This window comes from Colwellia sp. Bg11-28 (assembly GCF_002836245.1).
Classification (GTDB): Bacteria; Pseudomonadota; Gammaproteobacteria; order Enterobacterales; family Alteromonadaceae; genus Colwellia; species Colwellia psychrerythraea_A.
Genome location: NZ_PJBA01000018.1, coordinates 613,808 through 627,614 on the forward strand (window position 1 = coordinate 613,808; position 13,807 = coordinate 627,614).

A 13,807-nucleotide genomic window follows, 5' to 3' on the forward strand; every position below is an offset into this window, starting at 1 on the left:
TTTACTCTACTGAATTTGTTATTTGGAATTACCTGAGTAATTTGCCATAAAGATGAAATCAATCTCGCTATATCACTTATTTCTCTCGAGTGAAATCAACTAAACACTGTACAAATATCTGTAATTTATCTTTTATTTTTTCTGCTTTATCTTCATTGTAATGATCACTTGGTTCATCCATATAAGTTCGTTGTGATAACTCTAACTGAAGCGCATGTATATTCTCTGCTGGATTACCATAACCACGCGTAATGTATCCGCCCTTAAAGCGGCCATTTATCACCGTAGAATAAGGCGATAAATCAAGGTTTTCGATTTTATTAATCAGTTCAGTACTACAACTTACACCATTAGCACTACCAAAATTAAAGTCAGGCAATTGACCCTCAAAGAAACGAGGTACATGTGACAATATTGAGTGAGCATCAAGTAAGACAACTCTGCCATATTGTGCTTTCATATCGGCTAACGTATTTTTTAAGGCTTGGTGATAAGGTTGCCAGTAGCCGTCAATTCTTCGCTTAATTTCCGCTTCATCAGGTTCTTTACCCGTTATATACAATGGAGATAAATCAAATGAGGTCGTTGGGCAAAGCTCTGTGCTGTTTGCTCCTGGGTATAAATTTATACCATCAATATTTCGATTTAAATCGATAACATAGCGACTGTATTTAGGTTTAATAATATAAATACCAAGATCTTGAGCAAAATCATAGAGCTTATCCATATACCAATCGGTATCAGGGACCTGATGACCAGTCTTTGTCATGTTACAGGCAATACTCTCGGGAACTAATTGCCCGTTATGCGGCATGCTGATTAGCATAGCAATATTACCCGTGACCAAGTCATAACTTGTATTCATACTATCCCCTAAAATTGACTACCAATCAAATTGTATATACAACTTGGTGGCAGCTAATTTATCACGCGTTAGTGACTCTGAGCAAGGACAGATGGAATTCTTTTCTTTTGCTCGTTTTAATCTGAGAATTTTGATATGTTGTTAATTCACCTTTGTAATAGGTGTTACCTATTACATTGATAGGTTTAATAGATTTTACTTAAAATAGTTGAGCTATCATAATAGCTGCATCTTAACGAATTGAGTCAAGTAATTACTTGGCAAAGAATGACAACTAACCCTAAAGGATTTCATTATGTTTACTGATATTACCGGCCAAAAAGTCCCTTCAGTTACCTTTCCAATTATAGCTGATGACACATGGAGTACTCGCAATTCTGAGGAAATTTTTGCCAACAAAACCGTAGTAGTTTTTTCATTACCTGGTGCATTTACACCAACGTGTTCATCATCTCACCTGCCACGATATAACGAATTAGCGACTAAATTCTCAGCCAACGGCGTTGATGAAATTATTTGTATTTCTGTAAATGATACCTTTGTAATGAATGCTTGGGCAAAAGATCAAGACGCCGATAACATTAGTTTCATTCCTGATGGTAATGGTGAATTTACCCAAGGCATGGGTTTATTAGTTGATAAAGCGGCAATAGGATTCGGCAAACGCAGCTGGCGCTATGCTATGTTAGTTAAAAATGGTGTTATTGAAAAAATGTTTATTGAACCTGATTTACCAGGTGACCCATTTGAAGTATCTGATGCTGATACCATGCTTAACTTCATCAACCCTGAAGCAGTTCAAAGCACTGAAGTGGCGATTTTCACCAAACATGGTTGTTCTCACTGCACTAAAGCTAAAGCATTATTAGCTGAGCAAGGTTTACAGTATGAAGAATTAGTATTAGGTGAAGACACAACAATCACGGCAATGCGTGCTATTTCAAATGCTGATACTACACCACAGATATTTATCGATGGTAAGCACATTGGCGGTAATGATGAATTAGTAAAGCACTTTAGCTAGTACGTATTTAGACTATTAAAGCACTAAAAAACTAAGCTATACCCCAATAAAAACACAATAATGATATACTCTCGTTATTGTGTTTTTTGTTTACATGCTACTACTAGTTCTCAAAACTAGTACTGATGTTAGCTTTTGGAATTAATAATGGATAACCAGCCTTACAACCCTCTTCATGGTCTAACGCTTAAGACTATAGTCACGGAACTAGAAGCCCACTTTGGTTTTGAAACGTTAGGAAAAAATATTAAAATTAAATGTTTTACTGACGATCCAAGTATTCAATCAAGCTTGAAGTTTTTACGTAAAACCCCTTGGGCTAGAGAAAAAGTAGAGCAACTTTACATTAAAAATAAAAATAAGATCCATAGCTAATTTGTTCTAAGAATTGTTGACCAAATAAATACTATTACCATTGTTTTTTTCATCGTTAGGAAATGAGAAAATGAAGTGGTTTCGCAACTTAAATGCTTAAAGAATCGGGCTTATATTAAAATTTTTATTTAACTGACTATTTGTTCTATGAGATACGACCAGACATGCGATTAAAGCACTAGCAATGTATAGAAAAATATCTAATGATGTCAGTAATACCCATTAAAAATAAGTGACTTATGCCTTCAGCCACGCATTATATATTAACTTGGCAATGCCCTGACAATAGTGGCGTACTAGCCAAAGTATCGCAAAGCCTCTATTCTCACGGCGCTTTTATTACCGAAACGTCTCAATATAGTGACCCTTATAGTGAAACCTTTTTTTCACGTATTGCCTTTGATGACCGTAATTTAACGGTATCCAGTAGTGAATTTGTCCAAGCATTAGATGAATTAGCCAAACCACTCGCCATGCAATATCAATTACGTAAACGTGCTGATGTACCCAATGTCCTGATTGCGGTGTCAAAAGACGACCATTGTTTAGTTTCATTGTTGACTAAGTGGCGTTCTGGCGCTTTACCGATCAACATTGTTGGCATTATCTCTAATCATCAAGATTGTCAGGCGTTAAGTGAATGGCATAATGTTCCCTTTTACCATTTACCCGTCAATGCAGAGACCAAACTCGAACAAGAAGCTCAAATTACCGGCTTAATGGAAGAGCTTAAGATTGACTTGTTAGTATTAGCTCGTTACATGCAAATACTTTCTGATGGTTTATGTCAACAACTGCAAGGTAAGGCCATTAATATCCATCACTCCTTCTTACCTAGCTTTAAAGGTGCTCGCCCTTATCACCAAGCTCATGCGCGTGGTGTTAAAGTCATTGGGGCAACCGCCCACTATGTAACAGCGAACCTTGATGAAGGCCCCATTATTGCTCAGGAAGTAAAGCCAATTAACCACGCTTTTACCATAGAGCAAATGGTACATATGGGCCATGATTTAGAAGCGACAGCATTAAGCCATGCCGTAAGGATACATGCTGAACAACGCGTTTGTATCAATGGCGATAAAACAGTTATTCTGGCTTAGCTTTGTTTTAATTTTAGTTTGATTTTAGTCTAACGATACATTTCATGGTCGGCTGTAATTAATTTTGTACAGCCGTCAACTCCCCCTGACGTAAAGTGTTTTACTAAATAAGGGTAAAATTAGCCTAAGTGTCCACTTTGTGATTAAAATTACCTCATAACCTATTTTAATAAAAAGTCCTGATCATGATTAATATAGAAAAAATTCATCACGTTGCTTATCGCTGCAAAGACGCCAAAGAAACAACCGCTTGGTACAAAGACAAGCTAAACATGGATTTAGTGCTCGCTATTGCTGAAAATGAAGTACCTTCAACCAAAGCGCCAGATCCTTATATGCATATCTTCCTCGATGCGGGAAATGAAAATGTTTTAGCCTTTTTTGAATTACCTAATTCTCCAGCCATGGACAGAGATCAGAATACTCCGGCTTGGGTGCAGCACATTGCTTTGAGAGTAGCGAGTTATGATGTATTAGTCTCTGCTAAAGAAGAGCTTGAAAGTAAAGGCGTTGAAATTTTAGGTCCCGTTAACCACGGTGTTTTTAAGTCTATTTATTTCTTTGATCCTAACGGCCACCGTTTAGAACTTGCTGCCGACACAGGTACAGAAGAGCAATATAAAGAACTTAACAGAGTTGCTCACGATATGATTGAAGAATGGTCAGTGACTAAACGTGCACCGCGACATGCTGCTTGGTTACACGAGCAAGATTAATTTACTATCGCTCACGTTTCACTCACTTTACAGACAAAAAGATAAAAAGCACCTAAGTTATCACTGAGGTGCTTTTTTTTTGCAGTTTGTCTCGTCAACTCAAATTAATAGCAGCTAAAACTCACTAAGATAAATCAGATAAATCAGATAAATTACGCTTCATACTCTTTACATAATTGCTTAACGACAATAAGCATTTCTACATTGATGTACCTTGTGCTTACTCAACTGAGTAACTCTGAAATACATATTCTCAAGGAGCTTGGGTATAACTCTGTTAACGGGCTAGTTGTCATTCCTTATAAAAAAACAAGTGGACGTCTAGACGTTTAAATGGATATACTCTAGGAAAAGAACGTTCGAGACAAGCTCAATAAATTCATCAAGGAGTTGAAATAAATTAATTATGTTCGAGATAAAACATTTAAAAACGCTTACAACCCTTGCCAATACAGGGAATATTCGCAAAGCAGCTGAAGTGTTATTTAGTAGTCAGTCTGCTTTGTCGCATCAAATAAAGGATCTTGAGCAACGCTTAAATGCGCCTTTGTTTATTCGTAATACTTCACCGGTTGAGTTTACTGAAGCAGGAAAAGTATTACTTAGTCTTGGCGAAGAGTTATTGCCAAAAATTAAAGAAGCAAATATCACCTTAAAATCACCATCTTTAGCCCTAAGCTCTTTAAAAATAGCCATAGCATGTCATGCCTGCTTTCAGTGGTTATTGCCGGTAACAAGCCATTTTTCACAGCAAAAAAATAACGTTGAACTCGAGTTTATTGATGAGTCGTTTGAAATTAATAAACATAAAAATCAAAGTGAAGACAAAGCTGATATTCTGTTTACTGACGAGAAATTAGCAGAAGAAAATGTCATTTACCAAGAAATTGGTCAGTTTGAGGTGATGGCTGTTCTTTCTAATCAACAAGCTAGCAATCTGAAATTATCAGAACGGGTCGGATCTTTTTCTCAAGGTGGTGTGACAACAACGCCCTATTTACTGCCCGAGAATTTTAGCCAGTTGACTTTACTAACCTATCCTTTGCCACCCGAGCAGTTAGATATATTTAAATTATTTCTAACGCCAGCCAAATGCAAACCGAGTAAGATAAAACAGGTGACTAATAGCCATGTTATGTTGCAAATGGTATCAGCTAATATGGGCGTGGCTACATTACCTGATTGGTTAGTATCAAGCGTAACCAAACAGTCACTATTTCGTTGTATGCGCTTAGGTGAAACAGGCATTCATAAAAAGCTCTATGCCCGTTATGATAAAAATAGTAAACAAATTGATATGATAGAAAAACTATTACCTGAAGCTATCAGAGAGTTTACAAATTTGTATATAAATGATTAATACGGTTGGTATAACTAACAATTGAGGTAAACCATGTGGTATCAAACTGAAATAACGTTGAAAGCAAGAAAACGTGGTTTTCATTTAATCACTGATGAAGTCCTAAAACAACTGCACGAGCTGAACAAGGTTAACTGTGGCATTCTTCATCTTTTTATAAAACACAGCTCTGCTTCCATTACCCTTAATGAAAATGCCGACCCAACGGTACGCTCAGATATGGAAGCGCATTTTAATCACTTTGTCCCTGAAAGAGCGCCTTATTATCAGCATACTTACGAAGGTGATGATGATATGCCTGCCCATATAAAAGCCAGTCTACTGGGTAATAGCCTTAGTTTACCTATTAGTCATGGGCAATTAAATATTGGGATTTGGCAGGGAATATATTTAGGTGAGCATAGAGACCATGCCAGTAACCGAACGATTGTGGCTACCATCAATGGAGAGTAAATAGCTAAGAGATAACAAGCTAGATCCTCGACTCAAACACCACGAGGATGACGACTTAGAGGTTACTATTTAATAACCTAACTTCAACGACGTCATTGCCGAATTGACTTACGATAATGGCATTCAGCTTTAAGTTGTATGGTTCAAGTTAAAGAAAAAAGCACGGAATTGATGACTATCAATGAGTACTTTTGACGCCTAAATTGGACCATACAACGACAAGATGAATGTTATTTAGCTATTAGTTTAGTCTTCTTCTAATACATGTGGTCCGGCATAATTATCAAAGCGAGAATACTTACCTTGGAAGGTTAATGGCACACGGCCAATCGGTCCGTTACGTTGCTTACCAATAATAATCTCTGCCATGCCTTTAAATTCACTGTCATCGTGATAAACCTCATCACGATAAATAAACATGATTAAATCTGCATCCTGCTCTATTGAACCTGACTCACGTAAATCTGAGTTAATTGGTCGTTTATCCGAACGTTGCTCCAAACCACGGTTTAACTGAGATAATGCCACAACAGGCACTTTTAATTCTTTAGCTAAGGCTTTGAGTGAACGCGAAATTTCAGCAACTTCTAAGGTACGGTTATCAGAGAATTGTGGTGCTCGCATTAATTGTAAGTAATCAATCATGATCATACTAATACCGCCATGATCGCGATGTATTCTTCGCGCTCTTGAACGCACTTCTGTCGGCGTTAGCCCTGCCGCATCATCAATAAACATTTTGCCTTTTTCCATGAGCAAGCCCATGGTTGAAGACAGACGAGCCCAATCTTCATCTTCTAACTGACCAGTACGGATTTTAGTTTGATCAATACGGCCTAAAGACGCCAGCATACGCATCATGATTTGATCTGCAGGCATTTCTAAACTGAAGATAAGTGCAGGATGTTCTTGTGTCATCGCAGCATGTTCGGCCAAGTTCATCGCAAAGGTTGTTTTACCCATCGATGGACGCGCTGCAACAATGATCAAATCAGACTTTTGTAAACCTGCTGTCATTTTATCTAAGTCAGCGTAACCACTCGGCACACCGGTAACACCACCTGATGGCGTTGAACAGAGTTTTTCAATTCTATCAACAGTTTTTTCTAACACTGAATTAAGACTTTCAGGGCCTTCATTCTTGTTGGCTCGTTTTTCAGCAATTGCAAAAACTTTGGTTTCAGCAAAATCGAGTAAATCGGCGCTGCTTCGTCCTTGCGTATCATAACCTGCTTCAGCGATTTCATTCGCCACGCTGATCATTTCACGGGTTACTGCACGTTCACGTACAATGTCAGCATAAGCAGTGATATTTGCCGCACTTGGCGTGTTTTTCATCATCTCTGCGAGATAAACAAAACCGCCAGCATCGTCAAGTTTTTGGTCGTTTTCTAGGGCTTCAGACAGGGTGATTAAATCAACAGGTTCGCCTAATTCGATCAACCCACCAATGGTTTCAAAAATAAGGCGATGTGAGCGACTATAAAAATCAGCGGCAACGGCTTTTTCAGCAACTCGATCCCACGTTTCATTATCAAGTAGCAGTCCGCCAAGAACCGATTGTTCAGCTTCTAGCGAATGCGGAGGTACTTTTAATTCATCGATTTGTTTGTCTTTAATGAATTGTCTTTCTTTTGAAAATTTACCTGGCTTTTTGTCGGCCATTACCTAACCCTACTCTACTACATCACCATACTCGCGCTTGCTTTAACTCTTACTTTAACTAAGACAAAACAACGTAAACGAGTATCTAAAAAAGGAGTGCTAATGTAGCAGAATTTAGCTTATCAGAATATAAAAGTTTCACCTAAAAGAGCCGTGAAGTTAAAAAGATTACTTGCTGCTAACCTCAATATTACCGCTAACCGTTGACACTCTTACTAAAGCACTGCCATTGGCCGTTTGAAAATTTAACTCAGCACCTGGACCATATTCATCATGCTCAGTTTTAACCTCAGTGATATTGTTATCTATGTCGCCGCCAACACTTGATTTAAGGTTAAAACCAGCATCGACACCTTTTTGAAAAGTAAATGCTAAGTCACCACTTACTGTCGACGCTTTAAGCAAGGCTTTTGCATTTAAGATGAGCTTTGCTTCTAAATCACCACTAACCGTTCTAATACGTAGCTCTATCACTTCAGCTAAATTAAGCTGACTTTGACCTGAAACATTATTGAAAAAAACTTCCTTCGCTTGGCTGTCAATAATCACCTCACCACTGACCGATCTAATTTCTAACCGACCAGTGGAGTCGGTATCATTTATGTCGCCACTAACGGCTGATAATGAGATCTTCCCAGACAATTTATCACTATTTATATTGCCACTAATACTACTTAGTTCAACATTTTGCGTTACGTTTTTTGCCAAGACATCACCGCTAACCGATATAACTTCAACACCGCCATGTAAGTTAGATAAATGAATATCACTTGAAACACTTGAAGATTTCATGCGGATATTTTTTGGCATAAAAACAGTGATTTTTGAACCATCAGCACTCCAATTATCCATTCTAGAGTATTCAACATTAATAAGAACTTGTGCACCTTTTTGTTCAAAAATGAGTTTTTCTGCGTCATCATCTAGTGTGCCGGTAACGGATATTTTATCTTTATTCCATCCAACAACATTAATAAGACCACTGTGATTATTAATCGATACATTAGTGACATTATCGCTTGATAAACTCTCCGCAATTTCAGTATCTGCAAATGATTGTCCACTTAGTAGTAAGCAAGTTGTCATTGTGAGCACAGTTGCGCATTGCTGTGTTTTTCTTGTTAATTTGTTCATTGTAACCTCTTATCTTTGCTATTTATTACGGTGTTTAGCGAACTATGTCTTTAGTTAACTCTGCTGGGCGTTAACATTGTAAATAGCTAAATCACTTGATATTGGCGATATAATTGCTGTAGCAGCTTTAATTCTTGTTGCTGAGTAAAGTCTAATAAATTTAATAAGTCGGTATTATTTTCATCTGTTAGCAGTGCTTTTCTTATTGATGCTCTTGCATCAGATAATTGGATTAACTCTTGTTGCATTGCTGCAGGTAATTTATCAACAGTAGGCTGGCCATAACTTGCTAATAACGTTTGTTTTTGTTTTTTAAAGTTTTGTTGCATAAAATTAACCAACTGCCCTTGAGTAACGCCATTTTTTTCTTGAGTTTTTACCAATACGGGTTCACTTTCTTCATTAATCGACGGTGAAAAAGTAAACCAAGACACCAACATTACCAGTGCAATAGAAGCTGCCCAGGCACTTGGCATAAAAAGATTACCTTGATTTTCTGCTGCAACTTCTTGCCTCTTATGATTGATGGCTCGCTCGATACCTGACCATAAGTCTCGTTCGGGTGTCATTTCAACGGGTAACGTTGCCACTTGCTCTGCGAGTGTTTTATCTGAAATTTTATTGTTTAGATGCATGTGGTCTTGAGGGTTATATTTACTCATGATTTATTTCCTCCTCAATCGATACAAAACCATTAGCTATTAATGATTCTTTTAATAAGCTTCTCGCTCTGTGGTATTGCGACTTACTCGAGCCTACTGCCATTTTTAACATTGTGGAAATTTCCTCATGGCGATAGCCCTCAACAGCAAACAAAACAAAAACTAAGCGTGCTCGTTCTGGTAAACGGGCAATGTGCTGGTCTAATAGCGTGAGCGTTGAATCATCGGTTAAACTAACACTAGGTTCTTGAACGCCAACCCCTTGCTCTTCAATACTAAAAACACGCTGCAACCAATTTTTATGTTTACGTAGGTGTCCCAGCACTACATTTGTTGCGACACTGTGTAGCCAAGTACTAAATTTACTTTCACCACGAAAATTATTAATTTTTTGCCACAAGACGACAAAAACTTCCTGGCAGACATCTTCAGCACTGTCTTTATCTGCCAACATGCGCCAACACAAGGCATAAATTCGCCGATGATATTTTTCATAAAGCTGATAAAAAGCGGTTTGAGACCCTTGCTTAGCTTCTGTTATCCATAACTGTTCATCATCACTATCACCGGAGTGATGATCTTTATTGGCACTAAAGCGCGCCTTTAGGTCAATGACTTTTTTATCTTGTCTTATTTGGCTATCCAAAAGCTAAAGTCTCTATTTGGTTCAAAATAATTATCCAATATAGTTATCTAAAATAGTTATCTACAATAATGTTCTAAAATGATATGCAATATTAACTAAGATACCTTACCCAGCAAAAAGGTTTAAAGAGTATTTTATTAAATGATAAAAAAGTTAGTAAACGCGCCTTTTTAATCTCTACCCTAGAGTTGTCGATAGTCTAGAGGATATACTAGCTACCAATCAAGATACATGTTTCAGAGTGCACTTTAATTGGTGACGGGTATATAAGTGATTACAGTGGGGATATCGAGGTGAAAAATCGCATCAATTCACAGGCACAAAAAAAGCGCCAATAGGCGCTTTTTTTACGTTTATTACAACAGGGGAAGTATTTACTTCTTACCGATTGCAGCAAAACGTTTGTTGAATTTATCAACACGACCACCGGTCTCAGCAGCTTTTTGCTTACCAGTGTAGAATGGGTGACAAGCAGAACATACGTCAAGGTGAATGTCTTTACCTATAGTAGAACGAGTTGTTACAACATTACCACAAGAACAAGTTGCATTGAATTCAGCATAATTAGGATGAATATCTTTTTTCATAGGAACCTCTATCTCTTTAAAGAGAAATTGGGCGCATCGCCACTTAGCCATTTACTTACTGTTTACCCTTTGAGAATTTATTCTTTCAGGACAACCGAAATGCCAAGCACCATACGTAGTTAAAAATTAATGGGGGCGAATAATAAAGGATAGCCTGAATAACTGCAACATAAATAAGCCAAAATTGACTAAAAAAAGGCTTGTTAAGGTTATTTAGAAAATAAGCGATATTGTTACTTGGCAGTCTTCATAACACGGGGCAAAATAGCCCTAACCTTTGCCAACCAAAAGCAGCTGATAAAAGTGCCTGAACAATACATTCAAGTTGCGATTCCTGTTCCTATGCGACAGTTATTTACTTACCGAGTGCCCGAGGCGCTATGCTCTCCTGCAATTAAAGTCGGTGAACGCGTTGCGGTATCGTTTGGTCCGCGAAAAGTGATTGGTATCGTTATTGATGCACAAGCACAATGTGACTTTGATATAAGTAAAGTTAAAGACATTACTGCCCGCCTTAATGATAATTTCAATTTAAGTCAGTCACTGGTTAGCTTTTTACAATTATGCGCTCATTATTACCACCACCCAGTTGGCGATGTTTTCCAGCAAGCCTTGCCTATTTTGCTGCGAAAAATAGAAAATATTACCTTAAGCCCTCCGATGGTGTGGCAAGCACAATGCACAAATAAAGATAACAGTGACCTATTAGCCAAATTAAAGAAAAAAGCTACTAAGCAATATGCGCTCTATCAAATAATTAACAGCCACCATGGCATCAGTTGGGTAGAACTGCGTACATTAGGGTATAGCAAAGCACAGTTAAACGCTTTACAGAGCAAAGCATTAATCATTGAAAAAGAACAGGTAGCTAGCCAATATACTTGGCAAGAAGATACCCTCAATCAAGCTGATAGATTAGTACTTTCAAGTGAGCAAGCAATTATTGTTAGTGCTATAAACCATTCTTTAGCACAGTTTTCGTGTCATCTAATTGATGGGGTTACGGGGAGTGGTAAAACAGAAGTCTACTTGCAAGCAATGGAAGAAGTGCTTGCTAATAATCAACAAGTATTAGTGATAGTGCCAGAAATTGGCTTAACACCCCAAACATTAAACCGCTTTGAACAACGCTTTAATGTGCCTATTGCGTTGCACCATTCTGGGCTGAATGATAAAGAACGTTTAGCCACCTGGTTAAGTGCTCAACAAGGAAGTGCCGCTATTGTTATTGGTACTCGTTCAGCAGTTTTTACGCCCTTACATCGCCTTGGATTGATCATTATCGATGAAGAGCATGATTCTTCATTAAAACAACAAGATAGTTTTCGCTACCATTGCCGAGACATGGCTATTTTACGCGCAAGGCAATTAAATATTCCAATCGTTTTAGGCACCGCGACTCCTAGTTTTGAATCTTTACAAAATGCGTTATCTGGAAAATATAGTTACCACCAACTTCTTAACCGAGCAGGTAAAAGTAATAAAGCTAAAATAGCCCTTATTGATATGAACCAGCAGCAAGTCGAGTTTGGTTTATCTGGCACACTTAAACATGAAATGAAGCAAACCTTAGCCCGTGGTGAACAAGTATTATTGTTTTTAAACCGTCGAGGTTATGCGCCAGCCATAAACTGCCAAGAGTGCCACTGGCTTGCAGAATGTCAACGTTGTGATAAACCTTATACTTTGCACCAGAAGCAACAACTGCTGATTTGTCATCATTGTGGCAGTCAAAAGCGTATACCTCCGCAGTGTCCTAGTTGCGGCAGTGTTCGTATAGCGCCACTAGGCCAAGGTACAGAGCAATTAGAGTCTCGTTTAGAAGAGCTATTTCCTGATAGTTCGATTGTGCGTATCGATCGAGATAGCACTCGTAAAAAAGGTGAATTAGCAAAATTATTACAAGAGGTCACTGATAAAAAGCATCAATTACTGGTTGGTACACAAATGTTAGCCAAAGGACATCATTTTCCTGATGTCACGTTAGTGGCTGTGCTCGATGTTGATGGTGCTTTATTTAGTTTTGACTTTCGCGCAAGTGAGCAAATGGCTCAATTGCTAATTCAAGTAGCAGGACGCGCTGGACGTGCGAGTAAACCTGGAAAAGTATTAGTGCAAAGTAACTTTGTTGATCACCCTTTATTGCAAGACTTGGTACACAATGGTTATCACCATTTTGCCCACCAAGCACTCACTGAGCGAAAACAAGCACTATTGCCACCTTTTACTTTTCAAGCGTTGTTACGAGCTGATGCGAATTATCCATCTTACCCAGAAAAATTTTTACGCGCCTTAACACAACAACGACTAGATGGCTGTGAGTTTGCCGGCCCAGTTCCAGCGGCAATGGAAAAAAAAGCAGGTAAATTTAGATATCACTTGATCATTCAAGCGAAATCACGAAAAGATTTACATCGCGCAATTTTGCAGTTACTTATTCAAATACCTAACAATGAATGGCAGGGTAAGGTTCGTTGGAGTTTAGATATTGATCCTATCGATCTTAATTGGTAACAAAAAAGCCTAAGGTAACCGTGTTTTTTTAAGTCAGCTCGGTTACACTAGCTAAAATTTTCCTCTTAGCGACTCTCCGCATTTCATGGCTAATCAAGATTACGTTTCCCGCGCCCCCGCAAAAAAGAAAAAAAATAACCGTAATGGTAAAAAGGCATCTAAAAACTCCAGCGCAGTACCACTTAAAGCAAAATTAATTAGCCTGTTACTGATAGTACTCATTGGTGTATTTTCTTATGGCTTATGGTCATTAAAAACGGACCCCAGCACTAAGACACCATTAATTGAACCCGTAAAAATTACAAAAGAAAAAAAATCATTAAACAAAACAGATGAATTACCTAAGCCTCCGAAAGAAAAATGGACTTATGTGAAAGATTTAGAAACCAAAGAAATTGAAGTTGGCGAATATAAGGTCGAAGAAAAAGGTCCTTATAAAATGCAATGTGGTTCATTCAAAACACAGAAGCAAGCTGAAACATTAAAAGCACGCATAGCTTTTTCTGGACTCGAAGCGCAAGTACAAAGTGTCTCAGGTAAAAACGGCACTTGGCATAAAGTTTTCTTAGGCCCCTACCCCCGTAAACGTCTCGCTGAAAAAGATAAACATAAGCTCAAACGTAATAATATTAATTACTGTCAAATTTGGTTATGGCGATAATAATACCCGTTACCAATCAATATGCAGGTTTCAGAGCACTTGAGC

The 13,807-nt window shown here is 38.0% G+C and carries 14 protein-coding genes; 8 read left to right on the forward strand and 6 right to left on the reverse strand.

Going from position 1 to position 13,807, the window contains the following annotated elements; translation table 11 throughout:
- Positions 1 to 76: 76 nt before the first annotated feature.
- Complete coding sequence (hutG, locus tag CXF79_RS19880; RefSeq protein WP_011045083.1) at positions 77 to 865, reverse strand: N-formylglutamate deformylase; 789 nt, start codon at positions 863 to 865, stop codon at positions 77 to 79.
- A 295-nt stretch (positions 866 to 1,160) separates the two neighbouring features.
- Between hutG and CXF79_RS19885 the strand changes: the two genes are divergently transcribed.
- From CXF79_RS19885 to CXF79_RS19910, 6 genes are all read left to right on the forward strand, one after another.
- On the forward strand, positions 1,161 to 1,889 hold the full coding sequence (locus CXF79_RS19885) for a glutathione peroxidase (protein ID WP_011045085.1): 729 nt from the start codon (positions 1,161 to 1,163) through the stop codon (positions 1,887 to 1,889).
- A 147-nt stretch (positions 1,890 to 2,036) separates the two neighbouring features.
- Entirely contained in the window at positions 2,037 to 2,264 is a 228-nt protein-coding gene (locus CXF79_RS19890; RefSeq protein WP_101157417.1) for a VF530 family DNA-binding protein, read from the forward strand.
- 239 nt (positions 2,265 to 2,503) lie between these two features.
- Positions 2,504 to 3,364 carry a formyltetrahydrofolate deformylase gene (gene purU / locus CXF79_RS19895; protein WP_101157419.1) on the forward strand — a complete coding sequence of 287 codons (861 nt, stop codon included), beginning with the start codon at positions 2,504 to 2,506 and terminating at the stop codon, positions 3,362 to 3,364.
- Positions 3,365 to 3,549: 185 nt separating this feature from the next.
- Positions 3,550 to 4,080: a VOC family protein gene (locus CXF79_RS19900; protein WP_011045088.1), complete on the forward strand. Its 531-nt coding sequence runs from the start codon at positions 3,550 to 3,552 to the stop codon at positions 4,078 to 4,080.
- Positions 4,081 to 4,486: 406 nt separating this feature from the next.
- The gene (locus CXF79_RS19905) at positions 4,487 to 5,440 is read left to right on the forward strand and encodes a LysR family transcriptional regulator (RefSeq protein ID WP_101157421.1); all 954 of its coding nucleotides are present in this window, start codon (positions 4,487 to 4,489) and stop codon (positions 5,438 to 5,440) included.
- Positions 5,441 to 5,473: 33 nt separating this feature from the next.
- Positions 5,474 to 5,893 carry a secondary thiamine-phosphate synthase enzyme YjbQ gene (locus tag CXF79_RS19910; protein ID WP_011045090.1) on the forward strand — a complete coding sequence of 140 codons (420 nt, stop codon included), beginning with the start codon at positions 5,474 to 5,476 and terminating at the stop codon, positions 5,891 to 5,893.
- Between the two features lie 246 nt (positions 5,894 to 6,139).
- Here the strand turns inward: CXF79_RS19910 and dnaB are convergent, their stop codons facing one another.
- From dnaB to rpmE, 5 genes are all read right to left on the reverse strand, one after another.
- Positions 6,140 to 7,558: a replicative DNA helicase gene (gene dnaB / locus CXF79_RS19915; RefSeq protein ID WP_011045091.1), complete on the reverse strand. Its 1,419-nt coding sequence runs from the start codon at positions 7,556 to 7,558 to the stop codon at positions 6,140 to 6,142.
- Between the two features lie 168 nt (positions 7,559 to 7,726).
- Positions 7,727 to 8,692 (reverse strand): DUF4097 family beta strand repeat-containing protein, encoded by a 966-nt coding sequence (locus CXF79_RS19920; protein ID WP_101157423.1) that lies wholly within the window; start codon positions 8,690 to 8,692, stop codon positions 7,727 to 7,729.
- 86 nt (positions 8,693 to 8,778) lie between these two features.
- Entirely contained in the window at positions 8,779 to 9,354 is a 576-nt protein-coding gene (locus CXF79_RS19925) for a hypothetical protein (RefSeq protein WP_232769258.1), read from the reverse strand.
- Positions 9,347 to 9,967, reverse strand: a complete 621-nt coding sequence (locus CXF79_RS19930; RefSeq protein WP_420794798.1) for an RNA polymerase sigma factor — start codon at positions 9,965 to 9,967, stop codon at positions 9,347 to 9,349. The genes CXF79_RS19925 and CXF79_RS19930 overlap by 8 nt, the downstream gene beginning before the upstream one ends.
- A gap of 407 nt (positions 9,968 to 10,374) precedes the next feature.
- Positions 10,375 to 10,587: a 50S ribosomal protein L31 gene (gene rpmE, locus CXF79_RS19935; RefSeq protein WP_101157425.1), complete on the reverse strand. Its 213-nt coding sequence runs from the start codon at positions 10,585 to 10,587 to the stop codon at positions 10,375 to 10,377.
- A 237-nt stretch (positions 10,588 to 10,824) separates the two neighbouring features.
- Here rpmE and priA point away from each other — a divergent pair, with 237 nt between their 5' ends.
- Both priA and CXF79_RS19945 read left to right on the forward strand, forming a co-directional pair.
- Positions 10,825 to 13,101: a primosomal protein N' gene (priA, locus tag CXF79_RS19940; protein WP_232769259.1), complete on the forward strand. Its 2,277-nt coding sequence runs from the start codon at positions 10,825 to 10,827 to the stop codon at positions 13,099 to 13,101.
- 85 nt (positions 13,102 to 13,186) lie between these two features.
- Entirely contained in the window at positions 13,187 to 13,762 is a 576-nt protein-coding gene (locus tag CXF79_RS19945) for an SPOR domain-containing protein (protein WP_011045097.1), read from the forward strand.
- The last annotated feature ends 45 nt before the right edge of the window (positions 13,763 to 13,807 follow it).